23 protein-coding genes are annotated in these 24,802 nt (G+C 54.7%); 13 read left to right on the top strand and 10 right to left on the bottom strand.

Annotated elements, in window-relative coordinates; translation table 11 throughout:
- Positions 1–20 precede the first annotated feature (20 nt).
- The 3 genes from ureG to JMJ16_RS47330 all read left to right on the top strand — a co-directional run bounded on the left by ureG (position 21) and on the right by JMJ16_RS47330 (position 3,021).
- Positions 21–731 (top strand): urease accessory protein UreG, encoded by a 711-nt coding sequence (ureG, locus tag JMJ16_RS47335; RefSeq protein WP_201393001.1) that lies wholly within the window; start codon positions 21–23, stop codon positions 729–731.
- 276 nt (positions 732–1,007) lie between these two features.
- Positions 1,008–1,139 (top strand): hypothetical protein, encoded by a 132-nt coding sequence (locus tag JMJ16_RS56300; protein ID WP_255553319.1) that lies wholly within the window; start codon positions 1,008–1,010, stop codon positions 1,137–1,139.
- Complete coding sequence (locus tag JMJ16_RS47330) at positions 1,129–3,021, top strand: ABC transporter ATP-binding protein (protein ID WP_201392999.1); 1,893 nt, start codon at positions 1,129–1,131, stop codon at positions 3,019–3,021. Before JMJ16_RS56300 ends, JMJ16_RS47330 begins: the two co-directional genes overlap by 11 nt.
- 167 nt (positions 3,022–3,188) lie before the next feature.
- Here JMJ16_RS47330 and mshB read toward each other — a convergent pair whose 3' ends face one another.
- The 3 genes from mshB to JMJ16_RS47315 all read right to left on the bottom strand — a co-directional run bounded on the left by mshB (position 3,189) and on the right by JMJ16_RS47315 (position 5,466).
- Entirely contained in the window at positions 3,189–4,064 is an 876-nt protein-coding gene (mshB, locus tag JMJ16_RS47325; protein WP_201392997.1) for an N-acetyl-1-D-myo-inositol-2-amino-2-deoxy-alpha-D-glucopyranoside deacetylase, read from the bottom strand.
- Between the two features lie 61 nt (positions 4,065–4,125).
- The gene (locus tag JMJ16_RS47320) at positions 4,126–4,818 is read right to left on the bottom strand and encodes a dienelactone hydrolase family protein (RefSeq protein ID WP_201392995.1); all 693 of its coding nucleotides are present in this window, start codon (positions 4,816–4,818) and stop codon (positions 4,126–4,128) included.
- An 87-nt stretch (positions 4,819–4,905) separates the two neighbouring features.
- On the bottom strand, positions 4,906–5,466 hold the full coding sequence (locus JMJ16_RS47315) for a DinB family protein (RefSeq protein ID WP_201392993.1): 561 nt from the start codon (positions 5,464–5,466) through the stop codon (positions 4,906–4,908).
- A 713-nt stretch (positions 5,467–6,179) separates the two neighbouring features.
- Between JMJ16_RS47315 and JMJ16_RS47310 the strand changes: the two genes are divergently transcribed.
- Positions 6,180–7,580 (top strand): amino acid permease, encoded by a 1,401-nt coding sequence (locus JMJ16_RS47310; protein ID WP_201392991.1) that lies wholly within the window; start codon positions 6,180–6,182, stop codon positions 7,578–7,580.
- Between the two features lie 122 nt (positions 7,581–7,702).
- Here JMJ16_RS47310 and JMJ16_RS47305 read toward each other — a convergent pair whose 3' ends face one another.
- On the bottom strand, positions 7,703–8,194 hold the full coding sequence (locus tag JMJ16_RS47305; RefSeq protein ID WP_201392989.1) for an HIT family protein: 492 nt from the start codon (positions 8,192–8,194) through the stop codon (positions 7,703–7,705).
- A 430-nt stretch (positions 8,195–8,624) separates the two neighbouring features.
- On the opposite strand from JMJ16_RS47305, the gene JMJ16_RS55295 reads away from it, so the two are divergent.
- On the top strand, positions 8,625–8,822 hold the full coding sequence (locus tag JMJ16_RS55295; RefSeq protein ID WP_236602038.1) for a hypothetical protein: 198 nt from the start codon (positions 8,625–8,627) through the stop codon (positions 8,820–8,822).
- A 161-nt stretch (positions 8,823–8,983) separates the two neighbouring features.
- Here JMJ16_RS55295 and JMJ16_RS47295 read toward each other — a convergent pair whose 3' ends face one another.
- A complete protein-coding gene (locus JMJ16_RS47295; protein ID WP_201375075.1) occupies positions 8,984–9,304 on the bottom strand; it encodes a zinc-ribbon domain containing protein in 321 nt (106 codons plus the stop codon).
- Positions 9,305–9,716: 412 nt separating this feature from the next.
- On the opposite strand from JMJ16_RS47295, the gene JMJ16_RS47290 reads away from it, so the two are divergent.
- From JMJ16_RS47290 to JMJ16_RS47265, 6 genes are all read left to right on the top strand, one after another.
- A complete protein-coding gene (locus tag JMJ16_RS47290) occupies positions 9,717–10,388 on the top strand; it encodes a TMEM175 family protein (RefSeq protein WP_201392987.1) in 672 nt (223 codons plus the stop codon).
- Between the two features lie 405 nt (positions 10,389–10,793).
- The gene (locus JMJ16_RS47285; protein WP_201392985.1) at positions 10,794–11,558 is read left to right on the top strand and encodes a DUF4388 domain-containing protein; all 765 of its coding nucleotides are present in this window, start codon (positions 10,794–10,796) and stop codon (positions 11,556–11,558) included.
- Positions 11,559–11,708: 150 nt separating this feature from the next.
- Positions 11,709–12,800: a Gfo/Idh/MocA family oxidoreductase gene (locus JMJ16_RS47280; RefSeq protein WP_201392983.1), complete on the top strand. Its 1,092-nt coding sequence runs from the start codon at positions 11,709–11,711 to the stop codon at positions 12,798–12,800.
- Positions 12,801–12,813: 13 nt separating this feature from the next.
- A complete protein-coding gene (locus JMJ16_RS47275; RefSeq protein WP_201392981.1) occupies positions 12,814–13,296 on the top strand; it encodes a heme-degrading domain-containing protein in 483 nt (160 codons plus the stop codon).
- Between the two features lie 212 nt (positions 13,297–13,508).
- Positions 13,509–14,108 (top strand): PadR family transcriptional regulator, encoded by a 600-nt coding sequence (locus tag JMJ16_RS47270; RefSeq protein WP_201392979.1) that lies wholly within the window; start codon positions 13,509–13,511, stop codon positions 14,106–14,108.
- A gap of 73 nt (positions 14,109–14,181) precedes the next feature.
- Positions 14,182–15,933, top strand: coding sequence for an MFS transporter (locus tag JMJ16_RS47265; RefSeq protein WP_201392977.1), 1,752 nt, complete (start codon positions 14,182–14,184; stop codon positions 15,931–15,933).
- A 75-nt stretch (positions 15,934–16,008) separates the two neighbouring features.
- On the opposite strand, the gene JMJ16_RS47260 is transcribed toward JMJ16_RS47265, so the two are convergent.
- Positions 16,009–16,965: a YafY family protein gene (locus JMJ16_RS47260; protein ID WP_201392975.1), complete on the bottom strand. Its 957-nt coding sequence runs from the start codon at positions 16,963–16,965 to the stop codon at positions 16,009–16,011.
- Between the two features lie 392 nt (positions 16,966–17,357).
- On the opposite strand from JMJ16_RS47260, the gene uvrA reads away from it, so the two are divergent.
- Positions 17,358–20,411, top strand: coding sequence for an excinuclease ABC subunit UvrA (gene uvrA / locus JMJ16_RS47255; protein WP_201392973.1), 3,054 nt, complete (start codon positions 17,358–17,360; stop codon positions 20,409–20,411).
- A 280-nt stretch (positions 20,412–20,691) separates the two neighbouring features.
- The gene (locus JMJ16_RS47250) at positions 20,692–21,306 is read left to right on the top strand and encodes a superoxide dismutase (protein ID WP_201392971.1); all 615 of its coding nucleotides are present in this window, start codon (positions 20,692–20,694) and stop codon (positions 21,304–21,306) included.
- A 73-nt stretch (positions 21,307–21,379) separates the two neighbouring features.
- Here the strand turns inward: JMJ16_RS47250 and JMJ16_RS47245 are convergent, their stop codons facing one another.
- From JMJ16_RS47245 to JMJ16_RS47230, 4 genes are all read right to left on the bottom strand, one after another.
- Complete coding sequence (locus tag JMJ16_RS47245) at positions 21,380–21,598, bottom strand: hypothetical protein (protein WP_201392488.1); 219 nt, start codon at positions 21,596–21,598, stop codon at positions 21,380–21,382.
- 25 nt (positions 21,599–21,623) lie between these two features.
- The gene (locus JMJ16_RS47240; protein WP_201392969.1) at positions 21,624–22,970 is read right to left on the bottom strand and encodes a phenylacetate--CoA ligase family protein; all 1,347 of its coding nucleotides are present in this window, start codon (positions 22,968–22,970) and stop codon (positions 21,624–21,626) included.
- 61 nt (positions 22,971–23,031) lie between these two features.
- The gene (locus JMJ16_RS47235; protein WP_201392967.1) at positions 23,032–24,183 is read right to left on the bottom strand and encodes an acyl-CoA dehydrogenase family protein; all 1,152 of its coding nucleotides are present in this window, start codon (positions 24,181–24,183) and stop codon (positions 23,032–23,034) included.
- Positions 24,184–24,231: 48 nt separating this feature from the next.
- Positions 24,232–24,636 carry a RidA family protein gene (locus JMJ16_RS47230; protein WP_201375088.1) on the bottom strand — a complete coding sequence of 135 codons (405 nt, stop codon included), beginning with the start codon at positions 24,634–24,636 and terminating at the stop codon, positions 24,232–24,234.
- Between the last annotated feature and the right edge of the window lie 166 nt (positions 24,637–24,802).

Raw genomic sequence — 24,802 nt, 5'->3', positions numbered from 1 at the left:
TTATGAAAGGAAGTGGCACCATGTCACAAACCACAAACCCTCGCGCCTTTCGCGTCGGTATTGCCGGGCCAGTTGGCTGCGGCAAAACAGCGCTCATCGACCGCCTCAGCAAAATGCTCTGGCCGCGTCACAACCTGGCTGTCGTCACCAATGATATCTACACCAAAGAGGATGCCGAGTTCCTTCTGCGCCAGGGCACACTGCCACCCGAGCGCGTGCGCGGTGTCGAGACCGGGGGTTGCCCCCATGCCGCCATCCGTGAGGATGCCTCGATGAATCTGGAGGCCATTGAAGAGCTAGAAGAGACCCTGCCAGGGCTGGAACTGATCTTCGTCGAGAGCGGTGGCGATAACCTGGCCGCGGCCTTCAGCCCCGAACTGGTCGATGTCTCCATCTATGTCATCGATGTCTCAGGCGGCGACAAGATTCCGCGCAAGGGCGGACCCGGCATCTGCCGCTCGGATCTCCTTGTTATCAATAAAATAGACCTTGCTCCCTTTGTCGGGGCCTCACTTGAGGTCATGCGCCGCGACGCCACCAAACAGCGTGGAGAACGCCCCTTTATCTTCACCAACATGCAAGTCGGAACTGGTCTATCTGAACTCATCGCCTGGCTTGAGCAACAGATGAGCGCGCCATTGGAGCAGCGCCGCACCCTGCTCACCACTGGTTCAGCCCCTTCGGGTATGGCCCATAGCCACAGTCACTCACACGAACACATGCACGCCTAAATAAAAAAGTTGTGTCTGGTTTCTATGAGTATGGTTGGCGAGCGTACGCTCGCCAACCATACTCATAGAAACCAACCCATTTCCAATATTTCAGTCCCTCAGCCTGCAAAGCTCCTAGATCCATAACGTGTGTCATCGTTCACCATTCTCCAATTAACTTCTAATCAACTCATCAGCTAAAAAGTTGCGATATGCTCCAGTCTACCGTATGCTTAGACAGAAGGTAAGAGCTTTCAAGAGAGATGAGTCAGAGTAGATCTACAAAGGATGCAACCTATGCAGAATACCGATGCTACACAACTGCCCTTTTCGCTTTCCCACTTCATTCGTACTCAAACCCCATTAATAGGAGAGCAATGCATTGTGATTGCCTTCAGCGAGAAAGGGACCCTTGTCCATGTCGAGTAATGGGAACGGGCGGCCTCCCCAAACACCAAAAGGGAAGCAACCCAAAGAGGAAAACGACGATACATTTCAGTTAAGCAGAGTTTTTCTAGCCTTTACGCAATTGCCGAGAGTGATTCGTCTGGTCTGGTCTACCAGCCCTTTGCTCACGATCACTATGGCGCTCATCAGCTTTGCCAGTGGCTTTTTGCCCGTGCTGAGCGTCTGGATTACGCGGGGCGTGGTCGATAGTGTGATCACTGCCGCGTTCAGTCGCACGCACACGCTGGGCATGGTCTGGTTTTTTGTGGGGGCGCAGTTGGTCGTGGGTTTGGGGCAGAACCTTTTGAGTACCTTGAGCAATATTGCGCAACAGCTTTTGCAGGAGCGCGTGAGCAATCGCGTGCAGGCGATGATCCTGGAGAAAGCCAATACACTTGACCTGGCCTTTTTTGAGGATGCGGAATTTTATGATAAGCTGCGCAACGCCTCCGACGAATCGAGCTATAAGCCGATGTCGATTATTTCGCAACTCTTCGATTTCGCCAAGACGCTGGTGACGCTCTTCTCCATGCTCTTCCTGCTGCTCAACCTAACCTGGTGGCTGGCGGTGATTGCCCTGCTTATGCCGATTCCCTCGTTTATTTCCAGCACGCGCTATGGTTGGCGGGGCTATAAAAAGATGCGTCGTCAGTCACCAGAGCGGCGGCGCATGATGTACTTGAACCGCCTGATGACTACTGACACCTTTAATAAAGAGATCAAGCTCTTCAGCCTGGGACACTTTTTCATTAATCAATTTAAAGATCTGGCTGAGGCATTGTACCAAGAAGATAAACGCATCATTGTGCGGCGCTATCTGGCTAGTTTTGCCTGGAGCAGCCTCTCGGCCGTGGCAAATTCGGCCATCTATATCTATGTGGCCTTGCGGGCAGTGATCGGCGCGATCAGCATTGGTAGCCTGACCATGTATACACAAGCGATCATACAGGTTGGTTCAAGCTTCCAGGGGATTCTCGGCAATCTCTCAGGGATCTACGAGAACAATCTTTTTGTGGACACCCTCTACCAATTCTTGGAATATCAGCCGCGCATTGTCTCGCCTGCCCGGCCAAATGCCTTGCAGCGCGATTCCAACTCGCCCGGACTGGCTGTAGAGTTCCGCAATGTCAGCTTCACCTATCCTGGCAAAGATCCTGAGACCGAGGCTGCCTTAAAAAATGTCAGCTTTGTCATCAAAGCTGGCGAAGCTATCGCGCTAGTGGGGCGAAACGGAGCTGGCAAGACCACGCTTGTGAAGCTGCTGACGCGCCTCTACGATCCGGACGCGGGTCAAATCTTGATTGGCGGGCGTGATATCCGCGAGTACGATATTGAAGAGTTGCGGAGCGTGGTGGGTGTGATCTTCCAGGATTATGTAACATATTATATGAGCGCACGCGAGAATATCGGCGTGGGCCAGATCGATGAAATTGAGAATTTGGAACTGGTGGAGCGGGCCGCGGGCAAGAGTGGGGCTAATGCGGTCATTACAAAATTGCACGATGGCTACGCGACCATGTTGGGTCGCTGGTTTAAGGATGGTACTCAGCTCAGCGGGGGCGAATGGCAGAAGGTGGCTCTGGCGCGTGCCTTTATGCGCAATGCGCCGATTCTTGTCCTCGACGAGCCAACCAGCTCACTCGACGCCCAGGCCGAGTATGAGATCTTCACCAAGTTCCGCCTGCTGACCGAGGGAAAGACAGCCATTTTCATCAGCCACCGTTTCAGCACCGTGCGCCTGGCCGATCGTATCTTTGTGATCGAGGAGGGCGTGCTCAAAGAAAGCGGCTCACACGCTGAACTGCTCGTGCTTGATGGCCGCTACGCCGAGCTGTTCAATTTGCAGGCGGAGGCATATCGGTAAGAGCAAAAGATAGATCATTCCGGTTGGATATTTCTCCACCAGCGCCACTGCTAGTGGTGCTGGTGGAGAAATATCATCACTGTTTCTCCCGTAAAACAGCTCATCTTCCTAATGCGTCATCACGAGGAAAAGGTATTGCTTTTCAGAAGGAGTAAGCATGGATAAAGTTAGAGAATGCCTGTGAACATATCCTGCTCATAGAGACCAGGACGGCGATCCGTTAGATCACGCGCCAGGGTGAAGTACTCATATCCCAGAGCAAGTTCGCGCTGCTCTGGAGGCAGGGTAAAGAAGAAGTTATCGGGCGCGATCTGCGTTCTATGCGCACGTAAAGCCTGAATCTTCTGTTCGATATGTGGGCGCACATCAACACAGGTAGAGATGAGTTCATCTGGGGTGCCCATACGGTCCATATTCATCTCTGGATTATTCCAGGGACCATCGGCGCCACTCTCGCGCATCTGCTTCACCGCCTGCTGGATCATCGAGCGCGACATCGCCGTGTAGTAGAGCTTCAAGGGCTGCCAGGCACCAGGGATATCGGGATAACAACGAGGATCGGCCGCGGCATCGAAGGCCGCCAGGGTCACGCGATGCGCCTGCAAGTGATCAGGATGACCATAACCACCAAAAGCATCGTAGGTCGCGATCACCTGCGGCTTCAGCTCACGAATAATCGCCACTAAGCGCCCGACGGCCTCGTCAAACACAGCTCGATGGAAACAATCAGGATGATTATTAGAAGGACGGCCAGCCATGCCCGAATCGCGATAGCCGAGCAGGCGCAGTTCATGAATACCAAGGGTCTCAACAGAGGCCTGAAGCTCCTGCCGACGTACCTCAGCCAGGCGCGGGAACATCACCTGCTTCGCGGCCTCATCCAGTTCGGGATCAACGATCTCGCCTTCTTCGCCCAGGTTTGACGTTACCAGGGCGGTGCGCACACCCCGCGCCGCGAGCATAGCCAATGTGCCGCCCGTGCCAAATACCTCATCATCGGGATGAGCATGAACAGCCATAAAAGTCGGAGGTGTCTGTGTCATAAGGATCTCTTTCTCAACTAGCAGTGAAACTTCAATATCGAAAATTTATATCAATCAATATCTATACGGAGACCGGTCCAATCTGCGCTTCAAAGAACGTCATCACCCTCTGCCAGGCATCCTCGGACGCCTCGGCGTGATACATGCGTCCCTGATCATTAAAGAAGGAATGCTTTGCCTCGGGATAGATTTTGATATCATGAGGAATGGTATACTGCTCCAGGGCTTGCTCAAGCTTGTGTCCCTGAGAAGCTGTAAAGTCCTTTTCGGGATAGGAGCCCACCACTGGACAGGCACGCTTGACCGCGTCCAGGGGCCTGGGATTGGCGGCATAAAAAGGAGCAACGACCTTGAGGCGCTCATCGGTGCAGGCCCAGGCAATCGCAAAACCACCACCCATGCAGAAACCAATCGCGCCCACGCGTGAGTCATCTATCCCCTGCTGCTCCGTCAGGTAGGTAAGCGAGCCCTTTAAATCGTTCAGGCTCTCATTGTTGAGCGACTTGAGAAACATCTGTCCCATAAAGCGGAACATACACACCGTGCGATTGCGCCCGGAGAACAGATCCACGGCCAGGGCGGCATATCCCCCATCCGCGAAGCGGCGCGCAATGTCCCGAATGTTCTCATTCATGCCAAAGATCTCATGGATCACAATCACGCCGGGAAAAGGGCCCTCGCCCTCCGGTCGCGCCAGGTAACCCTGTACCTGTCGCTTCCCCGAGGAGAAAGACACATCTTGCGTCTGTACCATAACTGTTACGCTCCTTATAACATGTGCTTTATGGGATTATAGTAGATGGTGTGAAATGCCTGCGCATTTCACACCATCTACTATAACTTATGCATTCGCGCTTTCGGCAGCCTGTCTCAGCGTTTCACGCAGTTGCTCATAGTGCATCTGTGCGTGGAAGAAGCCAAGCATACCAACACCAATGGCATTCATTGGGCCAAAGGCAGGAATACGCGTGATGGTCGTTGTCAGATTGGGCTGGTCAGGCCAGGCGGAGAGGTAAGCCAGGCTCATGCGACGGCTCTCATTGAGGCGGGCGCGCACCTGGTCCGCGGTCTTCAGGGTCTCCCAGGGGGTCTCAGCGTGCAGGCGTGCCTCAAGAGCCAGGCCGCGCGCAAGAATAGAAGAGACGGAAGCATTCTCTTCAAAGCCAGCAGTCAAATGCGCCACGATGTGACTGATGGTCCAGCCACGTTCACCGTCCTCAGTCGCCTTGGGATCATTAGGAACAAAATTCACCGCGGCATCCGTCGCGTCCTTGAGGATGGTCTCAACGGTCTCAAAGGCCTGCTCGATATAATTTTGCAGATCCTTATAGCTAACTTCGGCAACCATGTCCGCGTAGGTGGTCTTGCCCTCGCGGAGCGCAGTAAAATCAAACTGTGGCATTACAAATCCTCCCGCGGCCTACAATGCCGCGTTCTATATCATTATTGGTCAGCACTTTCCATAAGCGCTCTCTTGCGACCTTACAATTTGTAAGTATATCACCCTTTCCCCCCCCACTCAACCCTGCCTTTGAGCTCAGATTACCCGTCGAAATTGTCCAGTTTTGCCCAACAAAAGCCGCCTTTGTACAGCAACTTGGCTGTCAACTTGGCTGTCAAAATTTACCCTCTCAAAGCCTCATTACAAGCGGCTTTATAAGTATAATTAAAGCGAAATTTTGAGCTCAAACGGGTTCAAACGCACTTTTGATGATTGGGGAGGATGGATACTTCTGGGTTGGTTTGGAAAGAATCATTCCCCTGTCAGTATCATGTACTTGTGGGAATAGTTATTGGTACAGCACGGCTCTTGCCTTTTTGTCGAGCTTCACCTGGTTCCCCCTTGGACATCAAGAGCCAACCATGGTCAGCTTTTCTTTGACTGTATGTGCCAATAGAGAAAGAAGAGCCTACTTCTTGTTCAGCCGAGGTTCACTGGAGAGATCTATGACCTTGCATGCACGACATCATGACTTACCACATTCTGGAGCAGCCTGCCCAGAGGGGAAGCCTCCCCAGGCGTCTGGTGCGTTGCCGACGATCTGGCGCAAACGTTTGGTCTGACCGTGTTAAACCTGTTTGGACTCAATGGCCCGGTTACTGCTGGATGGAGAAATGCGGGGACCGCAGCGTTTTCTCCGGCGTTCTACCAGCTATCTCTGGTGGGGGGGAGGGCTCGGCACTTTTCTGCTCTTCTTCCTCATGACCGTAGCCTGGATCATTCTGAATCCGACGCGGCAGGTGCTACCACTTCCTGGCTCTCAGTTATTAGGCCCTCTTCGGGGACCCCGAAGCATGGCCCTCTTCTGGCTGCTGACGTTCCTGGGGGGATTTACCTGTGTGCTGGCGTATCTGCTCATCTTTTCCCGCGTGTTTCTGCTGGCAACCCGCCAGGGCTATCTGCCTCGCGCGCTAGCCGAACTGAATCAGGCTGGCACGCCGAGACGGGCGATCCTGACCCAATCCGCGATGATCGCCTGCGCGGCAGTGCTCTTGTTCGTCATCGTGCCAACGCTGCTCAGGCTCTTTCTGTCAGCCGATCTGGTGGACGCATTGTTCTCTGGTGATCAATATGGATTAGTAACCTCACTGCCGGGTTCGCTCTGGTGTGGGTTCCTCGCTCTACTGTTTGGGTTTGCTCTCTGGCTCTGCTGGAAAAAGCGCCGCCGGACCCAGCTCACTCATCTCCAACGCCTGCTTCTGTCTCTCTTGTGCGTGGCTAGTGGTCTGAGTTCGCTTGTCTGCATGGTGGCACCACTGCTGCCGGGCTGGCCTGTGCTGTTCTTTTCCCACAATCGCTGGTTTGCACTGGTTTTGCTGAGCATCGTCGGTTCCTTAGTGCTCGCCTGGGGAAGCAGCGAGCTTCCTCGCCGCTCCGCGCTGGTGCGGGAGAAAGCCAGGAGTCTGGCGCGGGAGAAGGAACTGCGCGAGGAACTACAACGCGCCTACGAGGAGCTCGATCGGCTCTACCAGGAGCAAGCACAAGCTGCGCTGACCGATACCGTGACCGGCTTGCTCAATCACTGGGCCTTTATGCAGCGGTTAGATGAGGCGATCGCGCGTGGGCAAACAGAGAGGAGCGGTTTTCTGTTGGTGTTTCTCGATGTGGATCATTTCAAAGCCATCAACGATACCTGGGGCCATCTGGCGGGCGACGCGGTCTTGCGCCAGGTCGCCGAACGCCTGCGTACTGCTCTGCATGCTGGGGATGTAGCGTCGCGCTATGGTGGGGATGAGTTCGCACTGATTCTGGACAACGTCCCGATCACGCGAGCTCATGAGGAAGGGGAGCGCCTGCGAAGGATCATTCAGTCGCCTCCCTATAGCGGGCCGGGCCTGGGAGAACCAACGACTGAGGTCAGCGTCACTACGAGTATCGGTGTGGCTGCGTATGGCATCCATGGGACCCAAGCGAATCGCTTAATTGACCAGGCGGATCAGGCGATATATCAAGCCAAGTTGGCCGGGCGCGATTGTGTCCGCGTGACCGGCCAGCGGACAACCTTTCCCGATTAAATAGTCTGACGGCCATTTCGTCTCCTCTCTCGCCATTCTAAAGGAGAGATCAGAGATCGCTCTCCTTTAGAATGGCGAGAGATCTAAAATGGAGTTTGTTTACGCAACAAACTCCATGAACATCAATCAGGGAAGTTGAAAGAAGGGCCTTCTTCTTCAGTGATGAGATAGTCACGTACTCGTTCACACAGCAGTACAACGTGTTGAGCATCACCTTGAGGTGCATCAGGCCACTCGGGGACCCGCACTCCCCAGTAGTCACGAGGAGTGCCAGGATAACGAGGTAGAAGATGAATATGCAGATGAGGAACGTGATGTCCTAAGACAAAGGAATAGATATGTTCTGCCTCTGTGCACACTTTTAAGGCGCGGCTCAGTCGAGCGATAAGCAAACCAGAGGCTTTGGCTTCTTCCTCTGTCTGTTCTGCAAGCCCTGGAAAATGCCGTTTGGGTTCAACAATGAGCCATCCAAGATACGAAGTCGGCCCATCTTCAGGAATATGATGGCTTGCAAAGATCAGTTCATCTTCATAAATAATCCCGCCAGGAAGAGCAAGTTGGCCTTTGTGTTTCTGACAAACAAAACATGCTTCCTGCTGTTCTGAAATACTCATTGGTTCCTTCTCCTTATGAGAATTCTTCTAGCTACTCTATCAGGAAGGGAATGCAAACACAAGCATACTAATACAGATACAATATGACCGAACCTTCAAGGAAATACTCACTTTTCGGAGATAAACACACCGAACCTTGCGGTGCACTACCATCCCTACGAATGTGCAGAGCGTATCACATTCTCAGGGAAATGAGCAACTTTTCAGGGAAAATGGCACCTTTTCGGGAAAGTACCACCCAGGAAGGGCGAACAATTGCTGCCTGTTCCACTACGAATTTACAAGAGATGTGTGCATAACAGCTCTTCTGGTGCGGATTTGTCTCTTGATAGACGGTCGATTCCTACAATTCGCGTTGATTTTCATAGGACATATTCTCACCGCTTTTCGTGCTATATTGTGAAAAAAGAAGGAAAAAGGAGGATACGTTATGGCTGAACAAACGATAGAGATGACGTTCCGCACCATTTTGTGGCAGCAGTTCGGCGCGGCCATCGATATGCTTGAAAATGCCTTGCTGGCCTGCCCTGCCTCGCTGTGGAGAGAGTGCCTCTGGAGCGCACCCTCGGACCACTTGTTTGTGGCGCGACATTCCAGAACGCGAGAGATGCCAAGCAGGCATATATAAGGAGAAACTAAAAGAACAAAGATTTTCTGCCGGTTGAATAATATGGCTACATCCTAAAAAGAGGGTGTGCTTCTCTAGTAGAAGCACACCCTCTTTTTAGGATGTAGCCATATTATTCAACCGGCTAGTGGCTAGAAGCGTGATTGCTTCTGCCTTTGGCATTACCAGCTTGATCGGTTGTTGGAATACGACGTCTCACGGGGCTGATAACAATCCCGGCAATAGACGGGGCGATCATCTCGTGGCTGAAAAGGAACAGTCGCTTCATTTCCACAACTCGCGCAAGTAGCCGTGTACATTTGGCGTGCCTCGCGCTGGTAGCCACCACGTGAGCCTCCATTTGCCTGCTTACGGGCAGCACGGCACTCGGGGCAACGACTTGGGGCATTCGTCAGTCCACGACTCGCATAAAATTCTTGCTCACCAACAGTGAAGGTAAATTCCTGGTTACAGTCGCGACAATACAGTGTCTGGTCAGTCAAAGGAAACTCTCTTTCTCATTATCCGCTATACGGATCTAATAGTTGAACTTCTGTATTGCGCACCATCACCTCAGTCAGTTTACTTAGAGCAACAAAGCACCATACAGTGTTCGTTTAGTATAACACATTCTTTTCGTTTCTGCTAGAGTTCTCACCCTTTCTGGCAAGAGTTTCCGATTCTCTTTTGCACTGCTTCGGCTTGCTACGCCTGCCTCAAGGGTAAGGGATGTGCGTGGAAAACGGCTTTGCCGTTTTCCACGCACATCCCTTACCCTTGAGGCAGGCGCGAAGGCTCTCCTGAGAAAGCAGCGCACGGCTACGCGCCCTCTTCGATTTCACACTTGTATCAGGAAAGGCAAACGACTTATCATTAGGAAAGAGATTACCTAATATGCTCAGGAAGGAACCATCCATGAAAATATTTTATAATCGTATCGCCGGCCAACAATTGGAACGGCTTGCCGCACTCTCCGATGGCATCTTTGCCGTTGCGATGACCCTGCTCGTTCTCGACCTGCACACTCCTCTGAATAATACCAGCTCCAGGTTTTCTACGCCACTCCTCTGGACGAGTGAGGGATTTGGGAGAGAATTGCCCTTATTGCATGCGTTAGTCGATCTTGTGCCACACTTTCTCCCCTATGCCATGAGTTTTCTCACCCTGGGTATTTTCTGGGTTGGCCAGCAAACACAGCTTAATTATTTTGTGACGAGTAATCGCCACCTCACCTGGATCCATCTAGCCTTCTTATTTATTGTCTCGCTCATGCCCTTCTCAACGGGACTCTTAGCCGCATTTATCACCTATCGTGTCGCCCTGGGCATATACTGGCTTCACCTGCTCTTGCTGGGAAGCATCCTGTTCGCCAGCTGGCGCTATGCCCGCCGTGCAGGATTACTGAAAGACGAGGTGACCACCGAAATACGCTCCGCCACCGAGCGACGCATAGTCTTCTACCAGGTGCTCTACGCCGTCACCATGCTCTTTAGCATCATCAATACATATATCAGCATTGTGCTACTGATCCTCCTACAACTCAACTCTGCTATTGCCCCGCGGATTGGTCGACTGGATCACATTTGATGACTGTTGTAGGGTTCAAGCCAGCTTGGACCCTACAATTTATTGACTGCTCCAGTTAGGACGAGTATTCGCGAACCTTTCATCAGAGTGACCGCACACGCGTCGAAGTGGGTTTCGCTTCCGTCCAGGACGAGTGATAACTTCAAACCAACAAGTGCTTTTTTAATAGAAAAAACATTGACAAACATTGTACCTTCACCTTATATTTACTATGCTGGTGATAATTGTCTAGTTGCTACAACTACTTTTTTCCCATAAAAAGATTAGCAAAACATAATTTACACTACTATTTTTTCCTCCAAAGACCGCATTGTCTCGTAATTCGGCAGAGGGCAGAGTCGCCGTGCTTATTTACAAGATAATTGGAGGAATGTCAATTACGGGTAAGAAACAGTGAGGTACAGCATGCCCGAACAAGAACCGCAACAAGGATGGGCAACAAACTTAGAGACTTTTTTACAAAATCTCGCTGACGAGCAGCGCAGTGGCGTCCTTGATTTACAGCGCAGCAAAGCCGGGGTGAAAGAAAAAGGGCGCGTCATTTTGCTCCACGGAGGAATAGTCGAGGCAAGCGTAGGAACACGCACCGGCGAAGAGGCTTTAAACTGGCTGCTTGCATGGGGCCAGTGCAGGTATACATTTGCCCTCACCTCGCCTATGGAAATGGAGGGCACCTTTCCTCAAAGAAGTCAGCCAACCTCAGATTCTATGGTTATGCCTCCCCAGACACCCATACCTCCAGCCAGCATACAGCCACGATCAAATATCCTCCCACCAGGACCCTATACACCAAATATCCCTCCTGCACGCACAAATAAAGGGCCATTTGCGCCCAATACGCTGCTCCCTTTCCAGAATGAGTCTGTGCTAAACTCTCCGCCGACCAACGCCCCAAAAGCGTCAGCCTATAATTCATGGGGTGCTCAGCAGACGTCTACCCAGCAGGAAACAACGCTTGTTCCCTACCGTCTCCTGCAAGGTCCAGACGCTATCTCGCTCATTGGTCACTATCCCCTGACCCGCTCTCAGCGCCACCTCTACTTTTTGCTCGACGGCCAACGCACCATCGTCGATTTAGCGCGCCTGACCGGTAGCTCCATCCTCAGCGTGCGCCAGTTGTTGATAGAGCTAGAACAGATGGGCCTCGTTAGATTTAAAATCACTTATTAAGAGGAGGAAGCAGAAATATGGGATAGTGGCGGGGCAATGCCTGCGGCATTGCCCCGCCACTATCCCATAGGTATTACTCTTGCAAGTCGCTTGCCGAATGCGGATAATGAGAGAGAGCCTGACTAGCAAGCAATAACAAGGAGTATAGATATGCCTTCGTCTTCCTCTCAGTCAGCCAAGCCTGTACGCGTCGCCGTCGTTGGTTTCGGCCTGGCTGGCTCTATCTTTCACGCGCCCCTGATCGCCAGTACGCCTGGTATGCGCCTCACAGCCATAGTCACCAGTAATCCTGATCGCCAGCAGCAGGCCAGGGAAAAGTATCTCCAGGCCCAGATCTACTCCCACGTCCAGGATTTATGGAGCGATGCCAGCGAGTATGATCTGGTCGTTATCGCCACAGCCAATCGCGCCCATGTTCCTCTGGGACTTGAGGCCCTGCGCGCCGGGCTGAATGTGGTCATCGATAAACCCATGGCGGCCACGGTCGCCGACGCCGAACAGTTGATCGCAACCAGTAAAGAGACAGGCAAGCTGCTTACCGTCTTCCAGAACCGGCGCTGGGATAATGACTTTCTCACAATCCGCAAACTGCTCAAAGCCAACATCCTGGGGCCTGTGACACGCTTTGAATCGCGCTTCGAGCGCTATCGCCTGCAACCCAAAGTTGGCAACTGGAAAGAATCGGCTGATCCGGCGGATGCGGGTGGCCAGCTCTTCGACCTGGGAAGTCACCTCATAGACCAGGCGCTCTTCCTCTTCGGCAAGCCTGAGAGTGTCTATGCCGAGATGTTCAAACGCCGCGAGCATGCCCAGGCCGACGATGATAGCTTCGTCGCGCTCCGCTTCTCCACTGGCGTCATCGCCCATCTATGGGTCAGCCAGGTCGCACGCCTCTCTGGCCCACGCTTTCTGGTGCGCGGCCTGCTGGGAACCTTTGAGAAATGGGGCCTTGATCCACAGGAAGACGATTTGAAAGCTGGCAAAACACCCACCAATACGCCTGTATGGGGCCAGGAACCTCGCGAGCGCTGGGGCCACATCGTTAGCGAGATCAACGGTGTAAGCCTCGATGGCCAGGTCGAGAGCGAGCCTGGTAGCTATCCCCTCTTCTACGCCCGCCTGCGCGATGCCTTACGCGAAGGCACACAGCCACCAGTCAACCCACGCGAGGTCGTAGAAGTGCTACGCGTCATCGAAGCCGCCCAGAAAAGTGCCCACCAGGGCCGTGTCATCACCCTCTAACAAGGAAAGAAACATGACAGAACAAAACTATGAAGCCCTGCTGCGCGAGCTACGCCAGCAGGAAGAGGAACTCCAGTTTACCAGCTTCACGAATGAGACCGCGCTTAAACTTGGCCTGGCCCTCTACGAGGCTGCAAAGCATAAAGGGAAGCCCGTCGCCATCGATATCGTGCGCAACGGCCAGCAACTTTTTCATCTCTCGATGGAGGGGACAGCCAACGACAACAACGAGTGGATTCTGCGCAAGAATCGCGTTGTGACGCGCTTCGGACATAGCTCTTTCTATGTCGGGACGTACCTGCGTAGCCAGGGCAAGCGTATCGAGGAGAAATATCTGATCTCAGAGAGCGAGTATGCCGCACATGGTGGAGCCTTCCCCCTGATCATCAAACATGTGGGCATCATCGGCACAATTACCGTCTCCGGGCTGCCCCAGGCCGAGGATCATGAACTGGTGACAAGCACCATCCGCAGCTTCCTCTCGGCGCATGCATAAGCGAGGACAATGTCTGTAGGCTGCGCTGCGCGATCCCCGAAGTAGGCGCGTATGCCAGGAGCGGGCCTGCTCCTGGCATACGCGCCTACTTCCTCATTGACTTCTTTCATTTTAGTGAGTACAATAGGTCATAGAGACATGTCTCTATGACGGGTTATATAGACAGCTCTCTCTAAACAAAGCACTTGAAAAATCTAGGAAAGGGGAGCGCTATGTACGAACTGCTCATTCTGGCCCATCTGCTCTATCAGCCCGCGCATGGCTACCTGATCGCAAAAATTATTAACGACATGATTGGTCCCTATGCCAAGTTCAGCAATGGGCGCCTCTATCCTCTCCTGGCCAGGCTGGAAGAAAATGGCTTGCTTGTAGCAGAAGAGCAAGAGAATGAGCACGGCAATCGGCCTTATCGCTCCTACCGAATCACAGATAAAGGGCGGGAGCGCTTTCGCCTCTTAATGCTGGACACAACCTCTAATCCTGGCGAGTACCAGAAGGTTTTTCAGCAAAAGATGCCATTTCTCTCGTTCCTGGCTCCCTCAGAACGTCTCTACCTGATCGATCACTATCTCAATTACTGCCAGGCGCACATCTTGCACCTACAAAATGAGCGTGAAGATCTCCATCAACATAGCTCTGGTGATGCGAGCTATGGATGGAGCCAATCCTTGCGCGACGATATCTTCGAAGGCGTCGATCATCTCATCGCACACTGGCAACTTGAGTATACCTGGGCACAACACCTGCGCGAACGAGAACTAGCGCGCACGCAAGATGCAACCAACCTACCAGAGCAGACAACGCGCTCATAACCCGGTAATCGCTATAGATACATGCCATAACACCCAAAAAAGACTTTAACCAATTTGTTAAGGAGTAACATTTATGTCAGCGGCAGAGAACTCCTCAAGCCCAAATGCGACACATGGGCAGTGGGAACAACCAATCTTTACGCTGCGCAATGGCAAGGTAGCCAATCCCTGGCTCGCCTTGACGGCGCTCATGTTTGGCTTTTTCATGTCCCTCCTGGACGTAACCATCGTTAATATCGCGCTCTCGGACATTGTGACCAAGCTCAATACCGACCTGACGACGGCGACCTGGGTGTTGAACGCCTATAGCCTGGTGTTTGCCGTGCTGCTGGTCAGTATTGGTCGCTTCGCCGATCAGTTTGGGCGTAAATTGACCTTTATGATCGGTATGGTGGTCTTCAGTCTGGGCTCGCTGCTCTGCGCGATTGCGCCCTCGATTGAGGTGCTTATCGCGGCACGCGCCTTCCAGGCCATAGGCGCGGCAGCCCTCAATCCGATTAGCCTGGCGATTATCATCTCCATCTTCCCGCCCCAGAAGCGTGGTGCGGCCATTGGTGTATGGGGTGCCTCGTCGGGTATCGCCTCAGCCATCGGCCCGGTTCTAGGCGGCTTCCTGGTACAGAACTTTGACTGGCGCGCCATCTTCTATGTCAATCTCCCGTTCTGTATTATCGGCCTGATCATGGTCGCGCTCTTCGTACCTGAGACGCGCCAGCCAAGTGCGAGCAAGGGCATCGATCTCCCTGGCCTGCTGACCCTGAGTATCTCCATGTTCTGCCTGGTCCTGGCGATTATGCAGGGCAACACCTGGGGTTGGAACTCGCCCACGATTCTGGGTCTCTTCGCCACAATGGTCGTCTGCCTGGTCCTCTTCGCCTTCATTGAAACAAGACAGAAGGACCCGATTGTCGACTTCAGCCTCTTCAAGATTCGCAGCTTTACCGCCTCGAACATTTCGATGTTCCTCTTCGGTATCGCCATCCAGGGCGCATTCCTGATGACCGTGCTCTACTACATCAACGCCCAGGGCTATGATCAGCTCAATGCGGCCTATGCCATCCTGCCCATTCCTCTGACCGCCTTTGTAGTCTCGGCGCTCTCAGGCGCCTTCAGTCGCTTCCTCAATCCCCGTATCATGGGTACAATAGGCCTGGCGGTGCTGGCAATCGGCTTTACGCTTACCTTCTTCACCAGTGTGGATACCTCCTACCCTGATATGGCCTGGCGCCTGGCGATCCTGGGCATAGGCATGGGCCTCTGCTTTCAGAATTTCCCCGCCTTCGCTCTCTCAGATGTTCCACGCGCCAAGCTAGGTGTGGGCAGTGGTATCTTCAATACCTTCCGCCAGATCGGCTTCGCGCTGGGTATCGCCATCCTGATCGCCGTCTTCACTAATCAGATCACACCCAACATTAACCAGGCGCAACAGAACTCCATTCAGATTGTGAACCAGGATAACAAGCTCCCTCCACAGTTGCGCGACGGTATCGTCACAGGTCTGAAGAAGAGCACCGCCAACAGTACCGCCTCTGGCGAGGCCGCGGCCTCCTCGTCGGCTAATCAAAACTCATTCGACCTGACAAAGCTGGCCGACCAGGTTCCCGGTCCCGCGGGCCAGGCCCTCAAGCCTGAACTGAAGTCGCTCAACGACAGCATTGCCCGCGAGTTCAAGGCAGGCGCGATCGATACCTTCCGCCTGACCTGGCTCATCTCCGCCATCTTTGCCGCCATCGGAACCATCGTCTCGCTCCTGACCGCCATCGAGCGCCGTAAACCCTCCGAGGTCACCAACGGCGAGCCACCCGTCGTCATGGCCACCCACTAACCCTAAAAAACTTTGTAGGGGCCATGGTCGAGTAGCCGCGTATGCCAGTAGCGGGCCCGCTACTGGCATACGCGGCTACTTGTGTTGTTCCACGTAGCTTCTTGCTAGCTCATAAACCTGTTCACGTAGCTCTAGTGGCTCCAGGATTTCTACACGTGGACCGAAGCTGAGCACATAACCACAGGCATCCTCGCGCATCTCAAAATACAGCAGCAATTCCAGGCATCCCTGCTCATCGGCCTCGCCCATCTGCTCAATCTTCATGGCCCGGCTGGCATGATACAGCCCGTGGACTAACTCCTCTGGCACGCGCACACGCACAGTATAACGCGGCAGATTAGCTTTAAAGGAGCGCATTGATTGTCGCCAGTAGCTCGCCAGGTCGAAATCAATGGGACGCTGGCATGGCTCCTCCAGCAGCTCGGCACTGGCAATACGTGAGATACGATAACTGCGCAACTGCTCATCAACGGCGGCGATGAGGTACCAGATATTCCCCTTGGCGACCAGTCCCAGCGGATCAAGCACGCGCTCAACCACCTCTTCATTGCGCAGATAACCAATACGCAGCCGCCGCTCCTGCCAGACCGCAGCCTGCACGACCGCGAGATGCGGCAGGCTCTCGCCCTCGCTCGTATTCCACCCGGCGGTATCCACATAAATACGCTGGCGCGCATACTCCGCGTCACGCCTCTGCGCGGAGGGTACGGCCGCCAGCAGCTTGATCAAAGCCGCCTCTGAGGCCTTCCGCAACCCCAGGTCATTTAACAGATGGTCAGGCTTAATAAAGAAGAGGGCCTGGATCTCGGCCTCATTCAAGCCAGTCAGATTAGTGCGATACTCCTCCAGCAGCCCCCAGCCACCCCCATTGCCGCGCTCCGCCACCACGGGAATACCCGCCACACCCAGGGCCTCCATATCGCGATGAATCGTCCGCTCCGAAACCTCCAGGCGCCGGGCCAGCTCCCTCGAGGTCAAACGGCTATGCACCTGCAAGAGCAACAAAATAGAGAGCAAGCGGTCAGCACGCATAGCTTCTCATCCCTCCTTCCCATACATTCATATTCTTGCCCTCTATTGTAACAGAGAAATATGCCAGCCTATGTCTTATTTGAGATCATAAACATTCTGGCGCGCCTATAGATATAAGACGCACCCTTCAGAATCACTACTTCTTTCTCTGGCATGAGCATGGGGAACAGGCAACCATCCCTTCACTTCATATGTATCTCTGGCCACATTGCCCCCTTCCTGACAGAAGATGTCAGGTTACCCCTTGTATACTTCTCACTGTTGCTGTGGTTCTCACAACCATGCGCTTCCCCTAATCCTACGCTATCATCTTACGCTTAGCTATACACCTGACAATATAGACCCTGGGGACGCGTTGTCTCCGCCAGAACACTAAGGAGGTAGCCCGACATATGCACGACGTTCAACAATTAGATACTGATATGAAGTTGGAAGATATGTCCAGAGACAAAGATTCAAGACAATGTAAAGAACAAGCTGGAGGAGTACAGCTCCACCCTCATATCGAGATGCTTATGGGTTTGAATCCCAGTCTCAAGGGAGAAGCCAGTCAGAAACGCCAGGCTTATGTTGAGGAGAGCCTGGAAGTACATGTTGAGCCGGAGCAAATCTTCGTACGGGGTGCGCAACAGCACAATCTCAAGAACATTGATGTGGCAATTCCGCGCAACAAGTTCGTCGTGCTGACAGGTGTAAGCGGGAGCGGTAAGTCTTCGCTGGCCTTCGATACCATTTACGCCGAGGGGCAGCGCCGCTATGTGGAGAGCCTTTCGCCCTTTGTACGCCACTACCTGGATAAGGTCGAGAAGCCGAAAGTCGACTTCATCTATGGTCTCAGTCCAGCCGTGGCTATCGAGCAGAAGACGGTGAGCAAGAATCCACGCTCAAACGTTGGAACCATTACCGAGGTCATTAACTACCTGCGCCTGCTCTACTCGCGCATCGGCATCGCACACTGTACGAAGTGCGGCACAGTCGTTCAATCACACCTGCCCAACGAGATCGCACGCCGCATCGCTGCGCTCCCAGCGGGGGCACCCTTTCGTCTGCTCGCTCCTCTAGTACAACAGGGCCAGGACAGCCACAACATCCTCATTCAGCAAGCCATACGTGATGGCTATACGCAGGCACGCGTCGATGGAGTGTCCACAATCGCTCTCAACGATATCAAGTTTGAGGAGCAGGAGCCGCATACTATCGAGTTACTGATCGCGTGCGAGAGTGTACCGGCTTCCAGGGATGATACCTGGCATGAGCACCTGCTGGCCGCCGTTAAGCGCGCTATGCAACTGGGTGGGAGCTCACTGATTGTCGATCTGTATGACGGCAATGAGGCGATCTTGAGCGAGCAGCAGCGCTGTGGTCACTGCGGCATGCCCTTCCCTGAGCTGCTCTCCTCTAGCTTTAGCCCGAACTCGCCCTTTGGCATGTGCCAGGCCTGCAATGGCCTGGGGACAAGCCTGGAGGTCGATCCCACCTTGCTGATTGACGACCCCAACCTCTCGCTGCTGGACGGCGCGCTGCGCTGGTTCGGCAACGTACGCAAGAAGGGCGTCAACTATACGACCTCCACCTTGATGTCGCTAGCGGAGCACTATCAGATCAATCTAGAGCTTCCCTGGCGAGAGCTGCCTCAGCACTTTCGCGATGTGCTCATCTATGGATCGGGCGATGAGGAGATCGAGTTCAATCTCTCCTTCTCGCAGGCTAATAACAATGGGAGCTGGACCCATAACCGCGTTGAGAGCTACCCCGGCATCATTGAGGAACTCAATCGCCGCTTCCATCAGACCAGCTCGGAAAACATGAAGAACTGGTATACCAGCTATATGAGCCAGCAGGCCTGCCCAGTTTGCCAGGGAACACGCCTCTCACCCGAAGTGCGAGGTGTCACCCTTGCCGGGCGCAACATCAGCGAGATAGGTGATATGACCATCGACCAGCTGCTATCCTGGCTTAATGAGCTCTATGAGACCCTCGACGAAGAGCCGCTACTGATCGCGAGCGAGATCCTTAAGGAAACCCGCCAGCGCGTTCAGTTTATGCTCAATGTGGGCCTGCACTACCTGACGCTCAACCGCTCCGCGCCCACGCTCTCCGGCGGCGAGGGACAACGTATTCGCCTGGCGAGCCAGCTAAGCTGTGGCCTGGTCGGCGTCCTCTATGTCCTGGATGAGCCATCCATCGGACTCCACGCCCGCGATCAGCATACCCTGCTCAACACCCTGCTCCAGCTACGCGATATGGGCAACACCGTCCTGGTTGTCGAGCATGACGAGGAGACCATGCGTAGCGCGGATTGGCTGATTGACATAGGTCCCGGCGCCGGTATCCTGGGCGGCGAGGTCGTGGTTGCCGATACCCCTGAACGCGTCGCCGCTCACGAGACCTCGCTCACCGGGCGCTACCTGAGCAACCGGCTGCGTATTACCTCGCCTCGGGGAAAGAACCGGCGCGCTCCCGCACAGGGCTGGCTTACGATCAAGAACACCACTTTGCATAACCTGAAGAACGTGGATGGACGCTTCCCACTTGGCCTGCTGACCTGCGTCACGGGTGTCAGCGGCAGTGGCAAGAGTAGCCTGGTCAATGGCACGCTCTATCCCGCGCTAGTGCAGGCACTACACGATACGCGAGAGCCTGCGGGATCCTTTGCCTCGCTGGAGGGCATCGAGCGCCTGAACAAGGTCATCAACATCACGCAGGAGCCTATCGGGCGCACGCCGCGCTCCAATCCCGCCACCTATGTCGGCATCTTCGACGATATCCGCGCCCTCTTCGCCAGGACAGAGCTTGCGCGAGAACGCGGCTATAAGTCCGACCGCTTCAGCTTCAATGTCGAGGGTGGACGCTGCGAGAGCTGCAAGGGTCATGGTCAACACGTGGTGGAGATGCACTTCCTGGCCGATGTCTGGGTGCCCTGCAAAGAGTGCAATGGAAAACGCTTCAACAGCGAGACGCTGGCAGTACGCTACCAGGGCAAGAACATTCACGAGGTCCTTAACCTGGATGTTCAGGAGGCACTAGCCTTCTTCGCCAATGTTCCCAAGATCGCACGTGTGCTCCAGACGCTGCACGATGTGGGCCTGGACTACATCAAACTGGGTCAGAGCGCTACGACCTTCAGTGGCGGGGAGGCCCAGCGCATCAAACTCGCCAAAGAGCTCAGCCGCGTCTCCACCGGACGCACACTCTATATCCTGGACGAGCCCACCACTGGCCTGCACTTCGCCGACGTGCAACGCCTGCTCGATGTCCTGCATCGCCTGGTCGAGCTCGGCAACACCATCATCGTCATTGAGCACAACATGGATATCATCAGGAATGCCGACTGGCTCATCGACATGGGTCCCGAGGGCGGCCACAACGGCGGCTACATCATCGCCGAAGGCACCCCCGAACAAGTCGCCCAGGTAACAGCAAGCCACACTGGACACTTCCTGTAATAATCACGGGGCATAAATACAATGGCCAAAAGAACAGGCTCTCCTGTTCTTTCAGCCATAGCAATGTACATGCAAAACGCGATATAATGTCACCAGTTGATCGCGTTCTTCGTGAAGAATGTGGACGTTTAGGGTAGGTGTGAGGTCGACGGGCCAGCGCTGGCGACCCCTCGGCCTCACACCTACCCCGACTCGACATGCACTTTCGTTTCGCGAGAAGTGTCGATAAACCGTGTTTTCGTTTAAAAATACATGGATAGAGAACAAAGGAGAAAATGTTATGGCATTTCAACTTCCACCTCTCCCCTACGATTACCAGGCTCTGGAGCCATACATCGATACCCAGACGATGCATATCCACCATGATAAGCATCATGCCACCTACGTCAGCAACCTGAACGCGGCCCTCGAAGGGCACGAGTTCGCCAGCCTAGCCGTTGAGCAGGTTCTCACCCGCCTCAACGAGGTTCCCGAGGCCAAGCGCACCGCCGTCCGTAACAACGGTGGCGGTCACGCGAACCACACCCTCTTCTGGGAGACCATGACCCCTGGTGGCAGCAAGGAGCCTACTGGCGCCCTGGCTCAGGCCATCACCAGCACCTTTGGCTCATTTGATGCCTTCAAGGCGGCTTTTAATGATGCCGGTGCCAAACGCTTCGGCTCTGGCTGGGCCTGGCTCGTGCTGAACAAGAATGGTCAGCTCGAAGTTACCAGCACCCCCAACCAGGATAGCCCCCTTCTGGACGGCAACGTTCCCCTGCTCGGCAACGACGTGTGGGAGCATGCCTACTACCTGAAGTACCAGAACCGCCGCCCCGAGTATCTGAGCGCGTGGTGGAACGTGGTCAACTGGGATATCGTTGGTCGCCGCTTCGAGCAGGTCACCAACCGCTAAATTTAAAAGTATATTCAATGAAAGAAGAGGTTGAACCTTCGGTTCAACCTCTTCTTTCATTGAATATACTTTATTACACCCCTAGATCATAGAGCTGCTCATATTGCAGGTTGAGGTCGTTGGTGGCTTGCCAGAGGGCGGCGAGGGCTTTACGGATATTGCTGTTGGCGCAAGGCGGGAGATCGTCCCGGCTGGCGAGCTGCTTGAGGGTTTCGTAGGCGCCAAGAAGTTCTTGCTCCGCCGGGCTGAGGGGCTGCCCCAGCAGGTCTTCAGATGCTGTGGATGTGGTCATGCTTCTTCTCCTCTGCTGCTAGCAGCTAGCTGTACTGTGCGACAGGGCGGCTATCGATGAGACGCCGGGCCTTGAGTTCAAAGTGGGGGAGCTGGCCGTACTCCATACGCTCCAGGTTGAAGCGTAGCCCCTCGTGGGCGTTGGAGAGGTCACGCGCCAGGCTCGGCTGCAAGCGCTCCCACTCGCCCTCGCGCCCAGGCTTGATCTCCAGCCTGATGGTGATTTCGTCCTGAATCTCGTCCTTGCGCCAGATGTAGATCTGGAACTCGTCGATGGCGTCGTATTCGCGTACAATCGCTTCCACGGCGCGGGGATAGACATTGGTGCCGCGAATAAGCTTCATATCGTCCCAGCGTCCACGAATGCCGCCCTCGTAGATATCATAGGTACGCCCACAGCCACACAGGCTGGCGGGAACCTTCATCACCATGTCTTTGGTACGATAGCGAATGGCGGGGATGAAGCCGCGCCCAAAGGAGGTGACGACACGCTCGCCCAGTTCGCCATAGCCTACAGGCTCGCCCGTATGGGGATCAAGCACCTCTTCGATGAAATGATCCTCAATGATATGCGTCCCGCCAGGCTGGTGCGCGCACTCAAAGATCATGATAGTTCCCACCTCAGTCATGCCCGCCGTATCGCCACATTTGGCGCCCCAGGCCGTCTCCAACTGCTGCTTGACCGCTGGAATTGAGCCTGCGGGTTCGCCAGAGAGGATCAGTTTGTCGACCTTGCTCTCTTGGACGAGATCGATGCCCATCTCGCTGGCCTTCTGCCACATGTGCAGGGCATAGGTTGGCGTGGAGCAGACGGTGGTAGCTCCCATCTCAACGATCTGCTTGATGCGTGCCTCAGTCGTCTGCGCGCCCCCCGGAATGACCAACGCGCCGATCTTCTCACAGGCATAGTGCGCACCCCAGAAGCCGATAAAAGAGCCATAACCAAAGGCGAAATACACCGTATCCTCCGGGCGCACACCGAAGCCCCACAGGCCATAGCACCACATCTCACCGATCCAGTCCCAGTCTTTCATACTATCCAGCACACGTAGTGGCACGCGGCCCGAAGTACCAGAGGTCAGATGATAACGAATGGCGTTGCGCTGTTCGCTCGCCAGCATATCACCAAAGAGAGGGCGTTCAACCTGCGAGGCCATCCACTCCTCGCGCGTCATCATGGGGATGCGTCGGATGTCATCGAGCGTCTTGAGCTGTTCGGGATGAAAGTTCGCGGCCTCGAAGCGCCGTTTGTGAAAGGGGGCCTTGGTGTAAGCCCACTCACAGAGGCGGCGCAGCTTTACAAGCTGGAGCGCCTGCAGTTCCTCATGTGGGCGAGTCTCGTTCTTGGGATTCCAGTAGTCCGCGTAGGCCATGTAGATGTCCCTCCTTTTGCCCGAGAGAGCGAAATACCAGGAGCACCCTCCCGGATGACGGCTAACGCTCGCGTCCAACCAGGTCACGGGCGATAATCACGCGCTGAATATGGCTGGTTCCCTCATAGATTTGTAGACCCTTGATATCGCGGTAGTGACGTTCAACGGGGTATTCATTGGAGTAGCCACGATTGCCATGTAGGAGCACGGCCTCAGAGGCGGCGCGCATCGCGGCCTCGGTGGCGAAGAGCTTGGCGATGGAGGTCGCGCGCGTCGCGGGCAGACCACAGTCCTTGGTCCAGGCCGCGCGGTAGGTTAGCAGGCGGGCCGCGTCGACATCCGCCGCCATGTCGGCCAGTGTCCCCTGGAGCATCTGGAAGTCGGCGAGGCGCTGCCCAAACTGGCGGCGCTGCCTGGTATAATCGACGCAGGCATCGAGGCAGGCCTGAGCGATGCCAACCGCGCCCGAAGCCACCCCTATGCGTCCACACTCCAGGGCCGACATAGCGATGGCGAAGCCCTGACCACGTTCACCCAGCAGCGCCAACCTGGGGACGCGGCACTCCTTAAAGGTGATGCGGGCGTGTTCAGAGGCACGGTGACCTAGCTCTTTGTTTGGCATGGGATCACGCTGGCAACCTGGGGGATTACCCTCTAACAGAAAGGCGCAGATGCCCTTGTGGCGCAGTCCGCGATCCAGCGTGGCAAAGACAATCGTGGTGGTGGCGCTCAGACCATTAGTGATCCAGATCTTCTCGCCATTAAGGACGTAGCTATCCTCCTCCTCGCGTGCCGTGGTCTCCATGCTCACGGCATCTGACCCCGCGTTGACCTCGGTCAGGGCATAGCAGCCAATCGACTCACCACTGGCGAGACGTGGCAGGATGTGCCGCTTCTGCTCTTCGCTGCCCCAGTTCTGAATACAGAGCGCGACCAATCCGGTATGGACCGTCAGAAAGCCGCGCACCGAGGCGTCCACGCGCCCCAGTTCTTCACAGAGGAGCGCGTAGCTCACAAAATCCAGGTCCGCGCCGCCATACTCTCGCCCCACCGGTCCCGCCAGAAAACCCAGTTCCCCCATGCGTTTTACAAGATGCATAGGAAACTCACCCGTCTCATCGGCGGTCCGTGCCAGGGGTGCCACCTCTTCCTGGGCGAAGCGACGAGCCGCCTCCTGTACCCGCTGTTGCTCCTGATTTAATGCAAAATCCATGATAGGTGCTCCTTTGCCCGCTACTTGCGTACGCGGCTACTGATGGTGCTATGCTTCAAGGACAGCGATGCCTTCGATCTCGATCAGGGCTTCGTCTTGAAAGAAGCGCGAGATTTCTAGCAGGGCGGTCGCGGGATAGTAGCGGCCAAAGAAGGAGCGATGGACCCGGCCCAGGGTCTTGAGGTGCAAACGGTAGAGATCGCGGTCGCGTACAAAAATAGTCATCTTTACAATTTGCTGCATACTTCCACCTGCTGATTCCACCACTGTCTTGAGGTTACGCAAGACCTGCTCATACTGGGCCACGATATCGCCTGGAGCGACGATCTGACCCTCTGGATCGCTGGCCGTTTGCCCGGCCAGAAAGAGGAGCTTCCCACCCGAGGAGATGACGCCATGACTAAACCCGCTTGGCTGCGCCAGCTCAGGCGGATTCACAAGTTCTTTGTGCATAGAGGCCTCTCTGACTCTAATTCACAACGTTCATTAATGAATGTATTATAACTTCCTTTTATGCACTGCTTCAAGTGAGGCTTTTTAATACAGGGCTTTTCAGTTCTTGCCTCGGCTCGTACGCCCACTTCATGGGAAGGGTGTGTGGGTGAAAAACGGCTTCGCC

The organism is Ktedonobacter sp. SOSP1-52, from assembly GCF_016587395.1.
The sequence above is the reverse complement of the archived record's forward strand: the minus strand, read 5'-3'. Positions and strand labels throughout refer to the sequence as shown.